Source organism: Flavobacterium melibiosi (genome assembly GCF_048158545.1).
GTDB classification, from domain to species: Bacteria; Bacteroidota; Bacteroidia; order Flavobacteriales; family Flavobacteriaceae; genus Flavobacterium; species Flavobacterium melibiosi.
The window spans coordinates 67,114-86,905 of the sequence record NZ_JBLNKU010000003.1 but is presented as its reverse complement, the minus strand read 5'-3'; the positions used below and the strand labels follow the sequence as shown (position 1 = coordinate 86,905).

Sequence of the window (19,792 nt, the reverse complement as noted above, 5' to 3'; positions counted from 1 at the left end):
TCCTATATAAAACATAAAAAACGAGCACTTTGGAAATCATACTCTCTATTAAAAATATCAGCAAACGTTATGGCAGTGTACAAGCATTGAAAGACGTTTCATTCGAAATATACAAAGGCAATGTTTATGGAATTCTTGGCCCCAACGGTAGCGGGAAATCGACAACATTAGGGATTGTTTTGAATGTCGTAAATAAAACCTACGGAGAATATAGCTGGTTTGGTGGCACAATGCAAACTCACGAAGCACTAAAAAAAGTGGGAGCTATTATCGAAAGACCTAATTTCTATCCGTACATGACGGCAAAAGAGAATTTAGAATTAGTTTGCAAAATCAAAGGGATCAACTATGCTAAAGTAAATGAAAAGCTGGAATTAGTTGGTCTAATAGACCGCCAAAATAGTAAATTCAGTACGTTTTCTCTTGGAATGAAACAACGATTAGCAATAGCTTCAGCCCTACTGAATGACCCCGAAATTTTAATTCTTGATGAGCCTACTAATGGATTAGATCCACAAGGGATTCATCAAATTCGAGACATTATCAAACAAATAGCTGCAAAAGGAACCACTATTTTACTTGCTTCCCATTTATTGGACGAAGTAGAAAAAGTATGTACCCATGTAGTCGTTTTAAGAAAAGGTGAAATTTTATATTCCGGTTTAGTTGGTGGAATGGCTTCAAATGAAGGATTCTTTGAGTTGCAAGCTGATGATAATGAAAATTTGAGCTTGGTTTTAAAAAAGCATCCTGCTGTAAAAAGTGTTGCAAATGAAGGAGGAAAAGTTTTGGTTTATTTAAAACATGATTGGGATGCAAAGGAGTTGAATCAATTCCTTTTTGAAAAAAGCATTGTATTAAGTCATTTGGTTAAGCGTAAAAATAGCTTAGAAGAGCAATTTTTAGAATTAACAAATAACACAAAACCAACTATCAAAAACTAAAACAATGAAACGACTTCTCTCAATAGAATTACTAAAAATATGGAAAAATAAAGCCAGTCGCGTTTTGACTTTGACTTATTTTATTCTCTTAACCTTTATTGCATTAATTGCTTCAATCAAATTTGACCTTGGGATTTTCAAACTTCATCTTGCCGAAATGGGCATTTTCAACTTCCCTTTTATTTGGCATTTCAATACCTATATAGCCGCTATTTTAAAATTATTCTTGGCGATTGTTATTGTGTCGATGATGGCAAACGAGTATAGTTACGGTACATTAAAACAAAATTTGATAGACGGAATGAGTAAAAAAGAATTTATTCTTTCTAAATTCCTGACAATCATTTTATTTGCTACAGTATCAACTGTTTTTGTGTTTATAATGTCATTAATTCTCGGTTACAGTTTTTCTTCTTATACTGAAATTGGCATCATTTTCTCAGATTTGGAATACATCATAGCTTACTTCGTGAAATTAGTTGGATTTTTCTCTTTCTGTTTATTTTTAGGAATACTGGTTAAACGCTCGGCATTTGCACTTGGATTCCTTTTGGTTTGGAATATTATTGAAGGAATTGCCAAAGGAATTCTAACTTTTAAAATATTCCCAGATAGTAATAATGCATCCTATATTACACAATTTTTCCCGTTAGAATCTATGTCTAATTTAATTGTAGAACCACTCTCCCGTTTATCAATTATCAAATCTATTGGAACACAAATTGGAATGGAAAACAGCAAAGATTATGGTGTACATTTTTCAGCGGTTTTAATCGTTTTATGTTGGACTTTCATTTTCACATTCTTATCCTATCGTTTATTAAAAAATAGAGATTTGTAGTATCTTTACGGAGTTATGAAATGTATAAAAACAATCTTATTTTATATCTTCATTTGTTGCTCTACCTTTAGTGCAACAGGGCAATCTATTTCAGTAAATGACTCTTACACTGCACAACAACTTGTTGAAAATGTTTTAGTAAATAGTTCTTGTGCTACTATTACCAATCCAATTGCAACAGGAGATACCTTTACTGCCGGAAAAAAAAGTTATGGGTATTTTAACGCTGGAACCAGCAGTTTTCCTTTTACAGAAGGTGTGCTTTTAAGTACTTGGAGTAGTAAATATTCCGAAGGCCCATTTGTAAGAAATCAAGGTGGAGGTGACACTTCGTGGCTGGGTGATTCTGATTTAGAAAAGGAATTAGGCTTTACAACAATAAATGCTACCATTTTAGAATTCGATTTCACACCTTTAACTAATTTCATAAGTTTTGACTATATATTCGCTTCCAATGAATACCAGGATGATTTCCCATGTCGATTTTCTGATGGATTTGCATTTTTAATAAAGGAAAAAGGGAGCACTGCCAATTATCAAAATTTAGCGGTAATTCCAGGTACTACAACTCCCGTTTCATCACTAAGTATCCATCCTTTAATTTTACCATTTGGCGTATTCGGAGGATGTCCTGCAAAAAACGAAAACTATTTTGAGGGTTACAGCTCTGCTACCAGTCCTACTAACTATAGTGCCCAAACTGTGGTGATGAATGCCCAAACAAATGTTATAGCAGGAACAACTTATCATATAAAATTAGTAATTGCTGATGACACTTTTCAATATTATGACTCAGCAGTTTTTCTAAAGGCGGGTAGTTTTTCTCCAAAAATTGATTTGGGCCCCGATCGATTACTAACAACAAATAATCCTGTTTGTTTTGGCGAAAGCTATACTATTGACACTAAATTACCAGCAAGTTATAGCTACAAATGGTTTAAAGATGCAATCGAAATAATAGGAGAAACCAGTCCATCGCTTATAGTTACTGATACAGGCAACTATAAAGTTGAAATTACTTTGACTCCTGCAACTTGTATGACCACTGATGAAATAAAAGTAGAATATGTTGCAAAAATCGTTTTGAATGACACAACACTTTCGCAATGTGATGACAACAGCGATGGAATTACTGTTTTTGATTTAACCCGGGTTGATGCCTTGGTAAAAAATAATGCCTCAGGTTTAAGTAGCATTGTGTATTATGAATCTTTAGCCGATGCACAAGCAAAGGTAAATCCGATTGCAAATCCAACAAATTATCAAAACAAAACAGCTAACCAAATTGTCTTTGCCAGTACTACAAATTCTTATGGTTGTGCAAATTATGCAGAAGTCCAACTTCAGATCTCAAATAATAGTATTGCTGCTCAAACTCCAATTACAAATTGTGACGATGATACTGTTCAAGATGGTTTGTATCATTTTGATCTAAATGTACAAGTAACACCGCAAGTTCTTAGTGGACTGCCTGCCGGATTAATTGTTGAATATTATTTAAATTTCACTGATGCTATTGCTCAAAAAAATCCTTTACCAAACGTTTTTAATAACACTATTGCAAACCAACAAATTATTTATGCTCGAATTGTAAATGGTTCTGATTGTTACGCAATTACCCCTGAAACACTTATAGTTCAAAGCTTTAATCCTCCAAATTTCCAAGAAGAGAGCGATATTTTATGCAACGGTAGTTCTATTAACTTAATTGTTAGTAGTGGTTTTTCAGGATATTTATGGAATACGGGAGAAACAACAAATTCAATTAATGTTACTACACCCGGCAACTATTCAGTAAAAGTTACGAATACTAATGGTTGTGTTGCGACAAAGACTTTTAATATATCTGCATCAGGAATTGCAACTATTACCGGAGCGACCATAAATGATTTTGATGGAAACAAAAATTCAGTTTTGATAGAATATACTGGAGTTGGCAATTATGAATTTTCGCTTGATGGTTCATTCTTTCAAGACGACCCACTTTTCAACCCAGTAGCTCCAGGGGATTATTTAGTTTATGTCCGAGATAAAAATGGCTGTGGTCTATCAAATCCATTTAAAATTTATGTGTTAGATTATCCTCGTTATTTCACTCCAAATGGAGATGGATATAATGATGTTTGGGAAATTAGAAACCTTGATCTGTTGCCTAAATCCACAATTACCATTTTTGATCGCTATGGCAAATTAGTAAAAGAACTTAGTTCCGCCAGCTCTGGCTGGAATGGGAATTTTAATGGATATTCATTACCCTCAGATGATTATTGGTTTAACTTAACTTTTGAAGATGGAAGAATAATAAAAGGACATTTTAGTTTGAAGAGATAAGTATTTTGCTAAGATTAATAATCCGGAAGACCTTATTTTTCATTCCGTTAAACTAAATATTTTGGTAAACACAATACTAAGAAATAGTTTATTGAAAGTCTCTGTTATAAAATATGAAGTTGCCATAAATAAAGCACATAAAAAAGCCATCTCGAGTTGCGAGATGGCTTCTTTTAAATATATATCTATTACTATTATTTTATAAATTCAATTTTTTGAGCTTCTTCTTCGTTGATACTATCAAAGAAACCTTGTTCATTCATCCAGTCATCGCTAAATACTTTACTCATATAACGAGATCCATGATCTGGAAATATGGCAATTACATTACTTTTTTTATCAAATTCCCCTTCATCAGCATATTGTTTTATTGCTTGTAACACTGCTCCAGATGTATATCCTACAAATAAACCTTCTTTTCTGGTAATCTCTCTGGCAGAATGTGCACTTTCTTCATCGGTAACTTTCATGAACTTATCGATAAGGTCAAAATCAGTTGCAGATGGAATTAAGTTTTTACCTAAACCTTCGATTCTATAAGGATAAATTTCATCGTTATCGAATTCTCTGGTCTCATGGTATTTTTTTAATACCGAACCAAAAGCATCAACTCCAAGAATTCTAATATTAGGATTTTGTTCTTTTAAGTATTTTGCTGTTCCGGAAATTGTTCCTCCTGTTCCGCTACAAGCGATTAGGTGTGTAATTTTACCATTTGTTTGTTTCCAAATTTCAGGACCAGTAGATTTATAATGTGCATCGATATTCAATTGATTGAAATATTGATTGATATAAACAGAACCTTTCGTTTCCTCGTGCAAACGTTTGGCTACATTATAATACGAACGCTCATCATCAGCGGAGACATGCGCAGGACAAACATAAACTTTTGCCCCCAAACTGCGTAACATGTCTATTTTATCCTTAGATGATTTAGAACTTACTGCTAGAATACAGTTGTAGCCTTTTATGATACTTACCATTGCTAAACTAAAACCAGTATTTCCGGATGTAGTTTCGATAATGGTATCACCAGGAGATAAAATCCCTCTTTTTTCAGCTTCTTCGATTATGTATAATGCTATTCTATCTTTAGAAGAATGACCTGGATTAAAAGCTTCTACCTTTGCATAGAAATTACCTTCTAACTCTTCGGTGACTTTATTTAGCTTAATAAGTGGAGTATTACCTATTAATTCTAAAACATTATTATAAGCGTTTATTTCTTCTTTCATAAAAAAATAGTTAGTCGCAGCCAATTTTTAATTTAACCACGAACGTTGCAAATTTAACAAAAAAAATCTAATTACTTTTTAATTTTCTCTAAATCTAATAAAAAACTAAATTCTTTTGCTAATTCCTTTATAGCTTCAAACCTCCCAGATGCTCCTCCGTGACCTGCATCCATATTAGTATCAAGATATAAAACATTGGCATCCGTTTTAATTGTTCGTAATTTTGCGACCCACTTCGCTGGCTCCCAATATTGTACTTGTGAATCATGAAGACCTGTAGATACATACATATTAGGATAATTTTGTTTTTTTAAATTATCATAAGGAGAATAGGATAACATGTATTCGTAATATTTCTTTTTATTTGGATTCCCCCATTCATCATATTCTCCGGTTGTAAGCGGTATACTATCATCAAGCATGGTGGTAATTACATCTACAAAAGGTACTTGTGCTATTATTCCATGATACAATTCAGGTGCTAAATTCACCACAACTCCCATTAATAAACCTCCGGCAGAACCACCTTCGGCATATAAATGTCCTGGTGAAGTGTATTTTTGATCAATCAGAAATTTAGAACAATCAATAAAATCAGTAAATGTATTTTTCTTTTTTAATAATTTTCCGTCTTCATACCATTGTCTGCCTAAATCTTCACCTCCACGAATATGTGCTATTGCAAATATAAATCCTCTATCTAATAACGTTAATCGTGTAGAAGAAAAAGTGGCATCCATAGAATGTCCATAAGAACCATACGCATATTGTAACAAGGGATTATTTCCATCTTTTTTCAACTCTTTTCTGTACACCATTGAAATTGGAATTTTGGTTCCATCTTTGGCAGTTGCCCAAACACGTTCTTCTTTATAATTATTTTTATCGAATTTACCCCCAAGAACCTGTTGCTCTTTTTTGACCTCTTTTTCCTTGGTTGTCATATTGAAATCAATCACCGAAGAGGGAGTTGTCATGGATTGATAGCCATAACGCAAAATTTCTGTTTCAAAATCAACATTGGTTGTGGTGTAAGCGGTATACGTTTCGCTTTCAAAAGACAAATAATATTCTCCTGTTCCGCTCCATGGCATGATTCTGATTTTGTTCAAACCATTCGAGCGTTCTTCAACTACTAAATAATTAGCAAAAATTTCAATGTCTTCCAATAAAACATCTTCTCGATGCGCTATAACCTCCGTCCAATTTTCTTGTGATGTAGCTGTTTCCAGCGTTTTCATCAATTTAAAATTTTCTGCTTTGTCTTTATTGGTTAAAATATAAAAACTGTCTTTATAGTGATTAATACTATATTCAACCCCTCTGATTCGTTTTTGAAAAATTTCAAATTTTCCGTCCGGAGTGTCTGCATTTAAGATTCGATATTCTGTTGTAAGTGTACTTCCAGACTCAATTGCAAGGTATTTTCTGGATTTTGATTTTGCAACTTCAACATTATAGGTATCGTCTTTTTCAAAATAGATTAAAACATCATCCACTTGTTTTGAGCCTAATTTATGTTTGAAAACTTTATCAGAGCGCAGGGTGACTTCATCTTGAGAAGAATAAAAAAGGGTGTGATTGTCATTTGCCCAAACAGCAGTTCCGGTAACTTTTTCTATTTTATCTTCTAAAATTTCATTGGTTTCCAAACTCTTAACCTGAATGGTATATATTCTTCTTCCAACTGTATCCGTGCTAAAAACAGCTAATTTATTATCCGGACTAATGCTCAAACCACCCAATTGAAAATAGGATTGACCTTTGGCCAATTCATTACAATCGAACATGATTTCTTCTTTTGCCGAAAGGCTTTCCTTTTTTCGAGAATAAATAGGATAATCTTTTCCAGTTTCAAAACGGGTGATGTAGTAATATCCATTGTATAAATAAGGAACAGATTCATCATCTTCCTTGATTCTGCCCTTCATTTCTTCGAATAATTCTTTTTGAAAATCCTTAGTATGAGCAGTCATTTTATTATAATACTCATTCTCTTTATTCAGGTAATCAATAACTTCAGGATTTTCTCTGTCATTCAACCAGAAGTAATTATCGATTCTCACGTCATCAAACTTCTCTAATTTTTCAGGGATTATTTTGGCAACTGGTGGTTGTATATTTTCTGGCATTGTTTGCGCTTTTATATTTAAGTGAAGTTACAAAAATAGCACAAACACATTTTAAAACGATTCTATTTTCTATCTAATTTAACATTGCTTATTACTCCGAATGTAGTAATTTCGTAGTTCAATATTTAAAATTTATCAAAATGGATTTAATGGGAATGATGGGGAAACTAAAAGAAACCCAACAAAAAATAGAAGATACTAAAAAACGTTTAGACACTGTTCTTATTGATGAGCAAAGCACTGATGGTTTATTGAAAGTTACTTTGACTGCCAATAGAAAAATAAAATCAATCACAATTGACGATTCTTTATTAGAAGACAAAGAACAACTGGAAGATTATATGATTTTAGTCCTGAATAAAGCTATTGAAAAAGCGACTAAAACAAATGAAGCTGAACTTGATGCTGTTGCAAAAATGGATATGCCAATGATTCCAGGAATGGACAATCTTTTTAAATAAAAAAAATCACGTTTAAGGTTTTTGATAATGCCAAAAACCTTAAACGTGAAATAACTATTTTTGAACTACTATACTAATTTTTGTAGTGTTTCCATAACATACGTATGCATCACTTCCCGATAATCAAGATGCGTTACTATTCTCAATTTCCCATGTCCCATAGAACTGATTGAAATATTTTTTTGTTTTAACAATTCAATTAAATTCTTTTCAATGCAATTTGGAACTAATGAAAAAATCAAAATATTAGTCTCAACAGGCTCTACTGAAGCTACCCAACTTACCTTTTTTAACACTTCGGCAATTTCTTTAGCTCTTCGATGGTCATCAGCAAGACGTTCAATATTATGATCTAAAGCATAAATTCCGGCTGCCGCCAAATAGCCTACCTGACGCATTCCGCCGCCTAATATTTTTCGGATTCGCAATGCTCTGTGAATAGTCGCTTTATCACCCAATAAAACTGAACCAATTGGTGCTCCCAAACCTTTAGACAAACAAACCGAAATAGTATCGAATAGTTTCCCAAATGCTTTAGGATCTTGCTTTTTGGCTACCAATGCATTCCAGATTCTGGCGCCATCCATATGAAATTTCAAATTATTGGCATCGCAAACCTGCTTTATTTTTTGTAAATCTTCCAATTCATAACAAGCACCACCACCTTTATTAGTAGTGTTTTCTACACAAACCAAACTCGTTAACGGACTGTGATAAAACTCAGGATCATTAATTGCTCCAGCCACTTGTTCCGCAGTTATCATTCCGCGATTTCCGTCTAATAAACAGCAGGAAACGCCACTGTTGAAAGAAACACCACCACCTTCGTAATGATAGACATGCGCGTATTTATCAGCAATTAATTGTTCGCCCGGTTGCGTATGTAATTTTATCGCCGTTTGGTTTGCCATAGTTCCTGATGGAAAAAAAAGCCCTGCTTCCATCCCGAACATTTCAGCAACTTTAGCTTCCAGTTCAATAACAGTCGGGTCTTGTTTGTATACGTCATCCCCTACTTTGGCATTCAACATATGCACTAACATTTCACGAGAAGGTTTGGTAATCGTATCGCTAACTAAATTTATTTCCATATATATTTTTATTTTCAGTACGGACAATTCAAGAATTGTCCCTTCGTAAAATTTTTCTATTTTTGTGGCACAAAATTACATAATACCGTTTGTTAATTCAAGCTAGTTCAGTTAAAACTAATCTAAATGAATGATATAACGGCATTTTATATAAATATTGGAAAACCGACCTATTTAATTTAATATAATTTATGACAACTACCGAGCAAATAAAGGGTATTGTGGAGCGCCTTGGTGCGTTGAGGAGGTATCTTTGACGTTGATGCCAAACTAATTGAAATTTCAAACGAAGAAGAGAAAACTTTTGCTCCTGACTTTTGGAACAATGCAAAAGAAGCTGAAGTCATTGTAAAAAACCTTAGAAACAAGAAAAAGTGGATTGAAGATTACAACAAAGCAGTCGAAATGACTGACGAGTTGCAACTGGCCTATGATTTTTATAAAGAAGGGGAACTTACGACTGAAGAATTAGACGAGCAATATTCACTAACTGCAAATCATATTGAAGCGATTGAATTCAAAAATATGCTTTCGGATGAAGGGGATACCTTGAGTGCTGTTGTACAGATAACCGCTGGTGCCGGTGGAACTGAAAGTTGCGATTGGGCCGAAATGCTGATGCGCATGTACATGATGTGGGGTGAAAAATACGGTTACAAAATAAAAGAACTGAATTTTCAAAAAGGAGAATCTGCGGGTATAAAAACCGTAACACTCGAATTTGAAGGCGATTATTCTTTTGGCTATTTAAAAGGAGAAAACGGCGTACACCGATTGGTTCGTATTTCGCCTTTTGACAGTAATGCCAAGCGTCATACTTCATTCGCTTCCGTTTATGTTTATCCGCTTGTAGATGACAGTATCGAAATTGATATAAATCCTGCTGATATCGAAATTACAACTTCAAGATCCAGCGGAGCGGGAGGACAAAATGTAAATAAGGTCGAAACGAAAGTACAATTGTTTCATAAACCAACGGGAATTCAGATACAGTGTTCCGAAACACGTTCGCAACAAGATAACAGACAACGTGCGATGCAAATGTTACGATCTCAATTATACGAAATTGAGTTAAAAAAGAAACAGGCACAACGCGCTGATATTGAAGCCGGTAAAATGAAAATTGAATGGGGTTCCCAAATCAGGAATTATGTCATGCAGCCCTATAAATTAGTAAAAGACGTGCGTACCGGTTATGAAACCAGTAATGTTGACGGCGTTATGAACGGCGAAATTGATGAATTCCTGAAAGCCTATTTAATGATGATGGGACAGAAAGAAGAGGAATAGTTTACAGTGTTCAGTTTTCAGTAATCAGTGCGTATTTAAACCGTAAAATAAATAATAAAGCCCCTCAACTTTCTTAAAACGAAAGGTTTGAGGGGATTTTTTTTGCTCGATTTTAAAAATATTTTTATTGACTTTTGACTTCGTTTTTTATTTAGTTGTTAATCTATTTACTCTAATTTCAGATTCAACGACTTATGTCAACCAAAAATGCAAAACATAGCAAATAACAGAACTAAAAAATAACAAAACCTGAATTTTTGTCCAACGCCAAGTTGCTGAACCTAAAATTTTTGAAAGCTGTTTTAATTTTCCAACACCATCAATTAGATTTTGATCTTGAGGATTATCATTAATGCAATCCTTATTAATGTGTGGAAACTCACAAAATATTATAAAGTAAAGTGATTTTAATCTATGACACATATTAATACTTTCCTTATTCTTTTCAATAGTAATTACTTTTGAATGCTTTTCATAAAATCTTTTCCTTGTAAGTGATAAATGTCTTGAAATTCTGAAATCATAAAGTCTACAAAATAAAACTGCGATACCAAGAGTTATTGAAAGAGCAATTAAACCTAAAGAAGCAAAATAATAAAAGAGGGACCAGTTATAACTCAAAGTTGAATCTTTAATTATATTTTTAATCGACTCTTTATCAAAACAAAATGCTAAAAATCCAGTTGAAATAGTCAATAATAAGTTATTAGTTGTTGAAAGTTGTTCTAAAGAAATTTGCGTCCAAAACCTGTGTCTCTCTTTATAATCGTGAAGTTCCTCTGCCATAATACTATCAATAAAGTGGTTTTAATTTAGAAATTTTACTGTTTTATAAATTTAGATTGAGAACTTTTCCCTTCTGAAAAAACTTGTAATAAATACATTCCTTGTTGTAACTGTTGAACATTTATCTGTTTATAATTGCCTTTTTGTTCCAAAACCTTTTTACCAGCAAGATCAGTTATTATAATTTTTTCAATAACTTGATTCGTTACATTTTGAATATGAAGTATATCTTTAACAGGGTTTGGGTAGATTGAAAATGAATTATCTTTTATACTTACTTTTTCTATTCCAAGTGAAGTACAATAGGTTAATAATGGTGAAGTCGGTGCGCTTTTATTAATGTTTGTTCCATCTCCTAATTGTCCTTCATTATTTAACCCCCAAGCAAATAAATTTCCATCACTCTTTAAAGCTAAAGTATGAGTTGAAGCTGAAATTAATTGCCAATTTGTATCTGTTCCTATTTGTGTTGGAATATTTTTTGCAATTGTTGTTCCGTCTCCTAATTGACTACTATTATTGTATCCCCAAGTCCACAAAGTACCATCAGTTTTTATAGCAACTGTATGATAACCTCCTGCAGAAATAGATTTCCAATTTGTATCTGTTCCTATTTGTGTTGGAGTTAGTTTATTGATATTTGTATTATCACCTAATTGTCCCCAATAATTCCTTCCCCAGGCCCATAGTGTTCCATCAATTTTCAGGCCTATTGTATGTTCATACCCAGCAGAAATTGATAGCCAATTTGTGTCTGTTCCTATTCGTTTTGGAATAGTTTTATAGGTCGTTGTGCCATCTCCTAAGCGGCCATATGTGTTAGAACCCCAAGCCCATAGTGTTCCATCAATTTTTAGTCCTATTGTATGTTCACTACCAGTATCAATAGATTTCCAATTTGAATCACTTCCAATTTGTGTAAATACGTTTTTATCACTTGTTGAACCAACTCCTAATTGCCCCGTATTATTATAACCGCAAGCCCATAATGTTCCATTAGTTTTTAAAGCAACTGAATATCCGCTGCCCGCAGCAGCAATTTTCCAATCTGTAAAAGTGGTTGTTGATGTCGGGGAAATAGTAGATGATGATGTTCCATTACCACGTTGACCATTAGAATTGGAACCCCAAAACCATAAAGTACCGTTTGTTTTTACAGCTAGGTTATGCGTAGTTCCAGAGGAAATATTCATAAAATCATTTGAGTTAAAAATTGTTGTTGTTGGAATATCTTTATTAATAGTAGAATTATCGCCTAGTTGCCCATAATTATTTAAGCCCCAAGCCCATAAAGAACCATTAGTATCTATTGCAACAGTGTGGAAGGATCCTGCATTAATTGATTGTATACATTGTGCATTAATTTGTGTGTTTAATAGTAAAATTAGTAAAAGAGAAAATAGTTTTGTTTTCATAAATTTTGATTTGTTTAATTTATTCCCGCAAATGTAAATTGTTGATTTTTAGTTCCTTTACGGAAAACCGTAAACAACAGTTTATTTTTAAAATAAATTGTGGAAGTTCCGATAGCTATCATAATGAGATTTTTAGTTAACATTTTTTAAATGTTGTCATATATGGCATTACAAGAAGCGAATATAAACAATTTCTTGGCTTGTCAAATATGTCAAGAATGGAAAAGTTAGATTTGTTGAGAATGTTGGGGAAAAGAATTAAAAAACTACGATTGGAAAAAGGAATGGCTCAAGTAGATTTAGTGGCAAAAATGCAAGGAAACATTGACACCACTAATATTTCAAGGATTGAATCAGGTAGAACAAATCCTACTATTTATAGTCTTTATAGATTAAGTGAAGCATTAGAAATTTCAATTAGTGAGTTAGTAAATTTCGATATTAAAGAATAAAATTGATTTGCCAGAATTAATGTGAAAAAATTACAACCTTTCAATCACGGAAACCCAAATTGAACTGAAAAAACAACAGGCACAACGCGCTGATATCGAAGCTAGGAAAATGAAAATAGAATGGGGTTCACAAATCAGGAATTATGTGATGCAGCCTTATAAGTTAGTCAAAGATGTTCGTACCGGTTATGAAACCAGTAATGTTGACGGCGTTATGAATGGAGAAATTGACGAATTCTTGAAAGCCTATTTAATGATGATGGGACAAAGGGAAGAAGAATAGTTTACACTGTTCAGTAATCAGTGAGCCATTATAAGCGTAAATAACAAAAAGCCCCCTACATACGTTAATCGAAAAGTCTGAGGGGATTTTTAAATTTAATAGCTTATTTTTTTTAGACGTTTACAAAAAGACTCTTTACAAACCGCTTTTCAAAACATTAAAATTCCCCATAATAATTGTTGGGTTTCGTTTGGGATCTAACCAACTTACCATCAGCTTCATATTTCCTTCATCAATAGCAACACAACCAGTAGTAAAAGAAGGTTTTTTTACAGCCAGATGAAAAAATATTGCACTCCCTTTTCCTTTAACAATTGGATTTGTATTGTATTCTATAACCATACAATACTTGTACGCATCAGTCTTTAATAATAAATTTTCATACGATTTTGCATTGGTAACACCTTTTACATACCTATTATAATCCTCTGAATTGGGATCATCAATCCATTTATCTTCGGCAGTGGTTTGTTGGTTTTCCAATAGTGTGTTTAGTTGTTTTTCATACGTATATAATTTTCCTAGACGAAATATTCCTGTTGGAGACTTGCCGTCGCCTTCCCGTTTTTTAAGTGGCGACGCAAAGCCATTTTTGCCAATACCAACTTTTATAGGTTCCTGTTTTACAATCCAATGATTCTCTTTTTTCTCTAAGGCTACAAAAAAAGCACTATAATTTTCTGGTTGATAATTGTACACTACCAATAATTGTTCGCTGTTTTCTAACTTACTTTTATTATGCGCAGCAATTAATAATGCATTTTTAATCGTAGTAGTATTTGTTTGGGCCTGCAGATTAACACAAAAAAATAACATTGCAAACAAAAACAAAAAACGGTTTAAAAAATTCATTTTATTATGGGTATATTATTTAATAGCTAGTAAGAAATCCCGTTAGCATTCTAAATTCGAATTGTATTCTTACTTACAAACGTAGCAAATTTATCGTAAAACTATTATACTGTTTAACCCCAATTTTTATTGTACGAATTTTAAAACTTGGTAATAAATAAAGCATTAGGAATTTTAACTCTAAATTGCTTTATTTGATAAAATTACCAAATTCAAATCTACACTTAATGAAATCCTATTCCATCCAAGAAATAAATGAAATTTTAAAAGGAGTTATTGTCGGAAGTACTTTCCAAAATATCACTGCTCCTGAACAACTTGAAGTAGCTAATGAATCTGAAATTTCTTTTATTGGAAACAAAAAATACGAAAAATTCTGGGCAACTTCTAAAGCTTGTGTCGCAGTTGTAAACGAGGATATTTCAATAGAACCAGGTGAAAATAGAGCTTTTATTAAGGTAAAAAATGCAGATTTAGCCATGTCGCAAATTTTAGCTCTTTTTGCACCTCCAACCCCGTTATTTAATATTGATATTCATCCAACTGCAGTTATCGACCAAACAGCGATTATTTGTAATGGCGTTAGAATTGGCGCAGGGTGCTATGTAGGCCCTAAAGTTGTACTTGGTGACAATACAACACTATATCCAAACGTCACTATTCTGGATGAATGTACTGTAGGAAAAAATACTGTAATCTGGTCTGGAGCAGTAATCAGAGAGCGTTGTCATATAGGAAATGATTGTATTATACATCCCAATGCGACAATTGGAGCAGATGGTTTTGGTTTTCGACCGGATCCCGAAAGAGGTTTGGTTAAAATCCCACAAATTGGAAATGTTATTATAGGAAATAGCGTTGAAATTGGCGCCAATACTTGCGTTGACCGAGGAAAATTCAGTTCTACCGTTTTAGGAGATGGTTGTAAAATTGATAATTTAGTCCAAATTGGGCATAACAGTAAATTAGGCCGTTTTTGTATCATGGCCGGAAATAGCGGACTGGCTGGTTCAGTAACGCTAGGAAATGGAGTCATTATTGGCGGAAGCGCTTCTATAAAAGACCACACCACTATTGGCGATGGTGCCATTGTAGGTGCCGGTTCAGGTGTTACGGGAGATATTCCAGCAGGAAAAACCATGTTAGGCTATCCGGCCGTTGAAGCTCGTGATGCATTAAAACAATGGGCAATTTTGAAAAGACTCGTAAATGATTCGAAAAAATAAATCATCGCTTTTTTATTAAATTCATAAAAAAACAGGAGATAACTTCTGTTTTTTTGTTTTAATACCAAACATACGCTCCATTTTCTTTCTAAACCAATTAAAATAATAAACCTTTATTTAGTTGGATTTTGTATTTTAGCGCAAACTATTTTTTAATATTCTTTCATCATGGATTTGAATTTCAACAAAAACGAAGACCACAATAAACTTTTACTTTCGGCATTGCGACAAAAATTAAGCTTGGTTAAATTGGGTGGCGGTGAAAAGCGCATCCAAAAATTACACGGTGAAGGTAAAATGACTGCCAGAGAACGCATCGATTATTTACTTGACGCCAAAGCCAGAAGTATAGAAATTGGAGCCTTTGTTGGTGAAGGAATGTATGCAGAGCACGGCGGTTGCCCATCTGGTGGTGTTGTGGTTAAAATAGGCTATATCAAAGGAAAGCAATGTATTGTTGTGGCCAATGATGCTACCGTGAAAGCGGGCGCTTGGTTTCCTATTACTGCAAAGAAAAATCTTCGTGCGCAGGAAATTGCGATGGAAAATCGGTTGCCAATCATTTATTTAGTAGATAGTGCAGGCGTTTATTTGCCTTTGCAAGATGAAATTTTCCCGGACAAAGAACATTTTGGTCGGATTTTTAGAAATAATGCTCAAATGAGCAGTATGGGAATTACCCAAATCGCTGCTGTAATGGGAAGTTGTGTTGCTGGCGGTGCCTATTTGCCAATTATGAGCGATGAAGCTTTAATTGTCGAAAAAACGGGAAGTATATTCCTTGCGGGAAGTTATTTGGTGAAAGCTGCCATTGGCGAAAGCATCGATAACGAAACTTTGGGCGGAGCTACCACGCATTGTGAAATTTCGGGTGTTACAGATTATAAAGCCAAAGATGACAAAGACGCATTAGATAAAATAAAAAATATAGTTGACAAAATAGGTGATTTTGACAAAGCTGGTTACAGCCGAATTAAAGCCGAAAAACCAGCATTGGACGAAAATGAAATCTATGGTGTTTTGCCAAAAGCTCGTAATGAACAATATGATATGATGGAAATCATCAATCGTTTAGTTGATAATTCCGAGTTTGAAGCCTATAAAGACGGTTATGGTCAAACCATTATTACCGGTTATGCCAGAATTGACGGTTGGGCAGTAGGAATTGTTGCCAACCAACGAAAAGTGGTAAAAACTAAGAATGGCGAAATGCAGTTTGGAGGCGTAATCTATTCCGATAGCGCAGACAAAGCCACCCGATTTATCGCGAATTGCAACCAAAAGAAAATTCCTTTAGTATTCGTTCAGGATGTCACCGGTTTTATGGTAGGATCCAAATCAGAACATGGCGGAATTATTAAAGATGGGGCTAAGATGGTAAATGCTGTATCGAATTCAGTTGTTCCAAAATTCACCGTTATTGTAGGAAACTCCTATGGTGCAGGTAATTATGCCATGTGTGGAAAAGCGTATGACCCTAGATTAATTTTTGCGTGGCCAAGTGCGGAACTAGCCGTTATGGGAGGAACTCAAGCAGCGAAAGTATTGGCACAAATTGAAGCTTCTTCGCTTAAAGCAAAAGGAGAAGTGGTAGATGAAACTAAAGAAAAGGAATTGTTTGATAAAATAAAGGCACGATATGATGAACAGGTTTCTCCTTATTATGCGGCCTCCAGATTATGGACTGATGCAATAATTGATCCTTTAGACACCAGAACTTGGATTTCTATGGGTATTGAAGCAGCCAACCACTCGCCTATTGAAAAGAAATTTAATTTGGGTGTTATTCAGGTTTAGATTGCAGAAGGTAGATTTTCTGTTTCATTCATCGAGTTCAGTAAAAACTTTGCGGCTTAGTGTCTTTATGGCAAAACATTTGTAGTTAAAAAAAAAATGAAAAAAATAATTCTCTTCGGTTTTACATTATTGTTCTTTGTTCACTGTGCTTCCATAAAAAAACACAACAAACATTTGAATGATTTGATAACCGAAGAGAAGTTAAAATCGGATGTTGATTTCACCTATAGGAAATTGCGTGATTTGCATCCTAATCTATATTGGTATATTAGTAAGAAAGATTTAGATTATAAATTCGACAGTCTTAAATCGACCATTACAATACCAATGACTCGTTTTAATTTTTACAAAAAATTAAGTCCTGTGGTTGCTGCTGTTCGTCAAGGGCATATAACCGTTTATCCTCCTACCAAATTAATGACAAAAAAGGAAACCAAAGCACTTCTTAAAAGAGGAACAGGCCCTTTTTCACAATTTGATTTTGAACTTTTCGATGGGAAATTGTATGTCGTAAAAAACAAGTCTTATGACAAAACCATCAAAACAGGAACCGAAGTCATTGCTGTAAATGGAACAAAACCAATCAATTTAATTAAGCAGTACAACAAATTTTATAGCTCTGACGGTTATAATACTACTTTCAAAACCCATTTTTCAGGCAAACGTTTTTCTACATTTTTCACTAATGAAAACGGAATTAAGGATAGTCTAAATTTTGATTTCAAATGTAATGACAGTTTAAAAACGATTACAATCAGAAGAAAAGCAGAAGATACTATTGGGAAACATCTCAAAAAAAATCAAAAAAAACTAGCTGCTATTGATAAAACAAAATCGAAAGCAAATAGAAAAAAGAAAAGAGTAAATGGCTATTATTCCGTTGAAAAAAATTACAATCGAAACCTTCGCTTTTTAGAAAAAGACAGTAGTATAGCTGTAATTAAAATTAGAAGTTTTAAAATTGGTGATTATAAAACTTTTTACAAAGAAAGCTTTTCGAAAATTGCTGGTTACCAATCTAAAACACTTGTCCTTGATTTGAGAAATAATGGAGGCGGACGAGTAACTGAAATTGCCTATTTATATTCCTATTTAGCAGATTCTACTTTTGTGTTTTTAGATAAATCTGAAGTAGTTTCAAAATCAAGCTTGTTCAAAGGAGCTTACTTTAATGGAGGTTCTTTTGGGTTTAAAGCTTTAAAAACGATTTTTTCTCCGATAATGTATAGTTATTTACTGTTGACTGTTCATAAAAACCAAAACGGTAAAAATTACTATGCAACCCAAACTACCCCGCATAAAGTGAGTAAAAATGCTTTCAAGGGAAAAATTTATGTTCTTATCAATGGCGGAAGTTTTTCGGCTTCAAGTATTATTTCTTCTAATTTGAAAGGCTCCAAAAGAGCATTTTTTGTTGGTGAAGAAACTGGCGGAGCCTATAATGGGACTATTGCCGGATTTATGCCTCGTGTAAAATTGCCAAATACTGATATCAAAATTCGCATTGGATTAATGTTTATTGCTCCTCACTTCAAAACAGCTACAGAAGGTCGTGGCATATTTCCTGACATCGAAATAATTCCTACACTTGAAGACCGAATAAAAGAAAATGATCCTGAAATGAATTGGATTCTTAATGATGTAAAATCAAATATTTCAGAAATTTCAAAAAAAAATAACTTAATAAAAAATTTAACAGCTATTATTTTATTTATCATACTGCCAGAAAAACGCTTTAACCAATAAACATTGCTCACTTAAAAAGAAGATACTGAAGAGACTGACTTCTCGTGTATTGAAAATAAATTTAATTTAATGAATCAGAACAACTAAATACTCAGTAAAAACCTGATTAATAGCGTTTTTAAAAAAAATGTTCTTTGTATCTTTGATTATTATTTGGTAAATGCAATACCCCAAATTGCAACTTATCATCATTTTTTTTTAAATAAAATTTTTTACTAAAAGTTAAATTTTAATCCCAAGAAAAAATGAAAAAGATTTTAGATCATACAATAAGTATAATGTTGCTTATGATGGTTCAGTTTGTATATGCACAAAAAGAACAAGACAATTCATTTGTATTAGAATCGGGAATTAATCTGTCATTACCCGTTCATATAGAGATGTATCGGTCACACAGACTTGCAATTGGTATCAATCTAAGAGTTGCAGAAAAGATTACATCGACAACAGAGTTTGGAGTTAGAGCTGAATATGATTATCGGTTTACTAAAAAAAATCATCCGGATGTACCTCCTGAAAGTCCCGTAAAAGAAAGAGCTTTGTATAAAAATTTCAGTCTGTTTTGTATTAAACCTAATATACAATTTAACTTAAATTCAAATTGGTGTTTAGGGGCTGAAAGCGGAGTGGGTTATGCAATTTCTGACGAAGACCCAAAAATTGGATTAGGTTTTGTTTCAGAATTCAATGGTCCTACACGTTTTGGTTCTTGTTCCGGAATATATTTAGGAAAATATTTTCCTAAATACAAACTGAATATATCCTTGAATTTAACAAATTTCGTAGCACATGGGCATGCTGAAAATACGCTTGGACTAAAGTTTAATTATTCTTTTTATAAATAAAACTATCCTGACATTTCATTTTAAAGATGATTTAAAAGCAACAAATTCTACATTTTGTTTTTTTA

16 protein-coding genes and 1 pseudogene are annotated in these 19,792 nt (G+C 33.4%); 11 read left to right on the top strand and 6 right to left on the bottom strand.

Going from position 1 to position 19,792, the window contains the following annotated elements; all coding sequences use genetic code 11:
- The first annotated feature begins 29 nt into the window (after positions 1-29).
- Genes ACM55F_RS04370 through ACM55F_RS04360 form a run of 3 tightly spaced genes read left to right on the top strand, consistent with a single transcriptional unit; the run spans position 30 to position 4,116 of the window.
- Positions 30-944: an ABC transporter ATP-binding protein gene (locus ACM55F_RS04370; protein WP_416852499.1), complete on the top strand. Its 915-nt coding sequence runs from the start codon at positions 30-32 to the stop codon at positions 942-944.
- A gap of 4 nt (positions 945-948) precedes the next feature.
- Entirely contained in the window at positions 949-1,785 is an 837-nt protein-coding gene (locus ACM55F_RS04365; RefSeq protein WP_416852498.1) for an ABC transporter permease, read from the top strand.
- Between the two features lie 15 nt (positions 1,786-1,800).
- On the top strand, positions 1,801-4,116 hold the full coding sequence (locus ACM55F_RS04360) for a choice-of-anchor L domain-containing protein (RefSeq protein WP_416852497.1): 2,316 nt from the start codon (positions 1,801-1,803) through the stop codon (positions 4,114-4,116).
- A 194-nt stretch (positions 4,117-4,310) separates the two neighbouring features.
- Here the strand turns inward: ACM55F_RS04360 and ACM55F_RS04355 are convergent, their stop codons facing one another.
- A complete protein-coding gene (locus tag ACM55F_RS04355) occupies positions 4,311-5,351 on the bottom strand; it encodes a PLP-dependent cysteine synthase family protein (RefSeq protein ID WP_416852496.1) in 1,041 nt (346 codons plus the stop codon).
- Between the two features lie 71 nt (positions 5,352-5,422).
- The gene (locus ACM55F_RS04350) at positions 5,423-7,483 is read right to left on the bottom strand and encodes a S9 family peptidase (protein ID WP_416852495.1); all 2,061 of its coding nucleotides are present in this window, start codon (positions 7,481-7,483) and stop codon (positions 5,423-5,425) included.
- Between the two features lie 140 nt (positions 7,484-7,623).
- On the opposite strand from ACM55F_RS04350, the gene ACM55F_RS04345 reads away from it, so the two are divergent.
- Positions 7,624-7,944: a YbaB/EbfC family nucleoid-associated protein gene (locus ACM55F_RS04345; protein WP_035671607.1), complete on the top strand. Its 321-nt coding sequence runs from the start codon at positions 7,624-7,626 to the stop codon at positions 7,942-7,944.
- A 68-nt stretch (positions 7,945-8,012) separates the two neighbouring features.
- On the opposite strand, the gene ACM55F_RS04340 is transcribed toward ACM55F_RS04345, so the two are convergent.
- Positions 8,013-9,035 (bottom strand): threonine aldolase family protein, encoded by a 1,023-nt coding sequence (locus ACM55F_RS04340; protein WP_416852494.1) that lies wholly within the window; start codon positions 9,033-9,035, stop codon positions 8,013-8,015.
- A 191-nt stretch (positions 9,036-9,226) separates the two neighbouring features.
- On the opposite strand from ACM55F_RS04340, the gene prfB (ACM55F_RS04335) reads away from it, so the two are divergent.
- Positions 9,227-10,325 (top strand): peptide chain release factor 2 gene (prfB, locus tag ACM55F_RS04335; protein WP_416852493.1). Its coding sequence is split into 2 segments (ribosomal slippage): positions 9,227-9,289 and positions 9,291-10,325, totalling 1,098 coding nucleotides; the frame shifts between segments, so codons are not numbered across the junction.
- Between the two features lie 192 nt (positions 10,326-10,517).
- On the opposite strand, the gene ACM55F_RS04330 is transcribed toward prfB (ACM55F_RS04335), so the two are convergent.
- Both ACM55F_RS04330 and ACM55F_RS04325 read right to left on the bottom strand, forming a co-directional pair.
- Positions 10,518-11,111 carry a hypothetical protein gene (locus ACM55F_RS04330; RefSeq protein ID WP_416852492.1) on the bottom strand — a complete coding sequence of 198 codons (594 nt, stop codon included), beginning with the start codon at positions 11,109-11,111 and terminating at the stop codon, positions 10,518-10,520.
- 35 nt (positions 11,112-11,146) lie between these two features.
- Positions 11,147-12,526 carry an RCC1 domain-containing protein gene (locus ACM55F_RS04325; protein WP_416852491.1) on the bottom strand — a complete coding sequence of 460 codons (1,380 nt, stop codon included), beginning with the start codon at positions 12,524-12,526 and terminating at the stop codon, positions 11,147-11,149.
- Between the two features lie 218 nt (positions 12,527-12,744).
- On the opposite strand from ACM55F_RS04325, the gene ACM55F_RS04320 reads away from it, so the two are divergent.
- Together ACM55F_RS04320 and prfB (ACM55F_RS04315) are read left to right on the top strand one after the other, a co-directional pair.
- Positions 12,745-12,978, top strand: coding sequence for a helix-turn-helix domain-containing protein (locus tag ACM55F_RS04320; RefSeq protein ID WP_416852489.1), 234 nt, complete (start codon positions 12,745-12,747; stop codon positions 12,976-12,978).
- Positions 12,979-13,033: 55 nt separating this feature from the next.
- Positions 13,034-13,261 (top strand): annotated as a pseudogene (prfB, locus tag ACM55F_RS04315) (peptide chain release factor 2); the annotation flags it as partial.
- A 135-nt stretch (positions 13,262-13,396) separates the two neighbouring features.
- Here prfB (ACM55F_RS04315) and ACM55F_RS04310 read toward each other — a convergent pair.
- Positions 13,397-14,113, bottom strand: coding sequence for a L,D-transpeptidase family protein (locus ACM55F_RS04310; RefSeq protein ID WP_416852488.1), 717 nt, complete (start codon positions 14,111-14,113; stop codon positions 13,397-13,399).
- 227 nt (positions 14,114-14,340) lie between these two features.
- On the opposite strand from ACM55F_RS04310, the gene lpxD reads away from it, so the two are divergent.
- The 4 genes from lpxD (at position 14,341) to ACM55F_RS04290 (ending at position 19,727) form a co-directional block, all read left to right on the top strand.
- Positions 14,341-15,339, top strand: coding sequence for a UDP-3-O-(3-hydroxymyristoyl)glucosamine N-acyltransferase (gene lpxD / locus ACM55F_RS04305; protein ID WP_416852487.1), 999 nt, complete (start codon positions 14,341-14,343; stop codon positions 15,337-15,339).
- Between the two features lie 168 nt (positions 15,340-15,507).
- Complete coding sequence (locus ACM55F_RS04300) at positions 15,508-17,136, top strand: acyl-CoA carboxylase subunit beta (RefSeq protein ID WP_416852486.1); 1,629 nt, start codon at positions 15,508-15,510, stop codon at positions 17,134-17,136.
- A 96-nt stretch (positions 17,137-17,232) separates the two neighbouring features.
- Positions 17,233-18,882 (top strand): S41 family peptidase, encoded by a 1,650-nt coding sequence (locus ACM55F_RS04295; RefSeq protein ID WP_416852485.1) that lies wholly within the window; start codon positions 17,233-17,235, stop codon positions 18,880-18,882.
- Between the two features lie 245 nt (positions 18,883-19,127).
- Positions 19,128-19,727 carry a hypothetical protein gene (locus ACM55F_RS04290; RefSeq protein WP_416852484.1) on the top strand — a complete coding sequence of 200 codons (600 nt, stop codon included), beginning with the start codon at positions 19,128-19,130 and terminating at the stop codon, positions 19,725-19,727.
- Positions 19,728-19,792 lie beyond the last annotated feature (65 nt).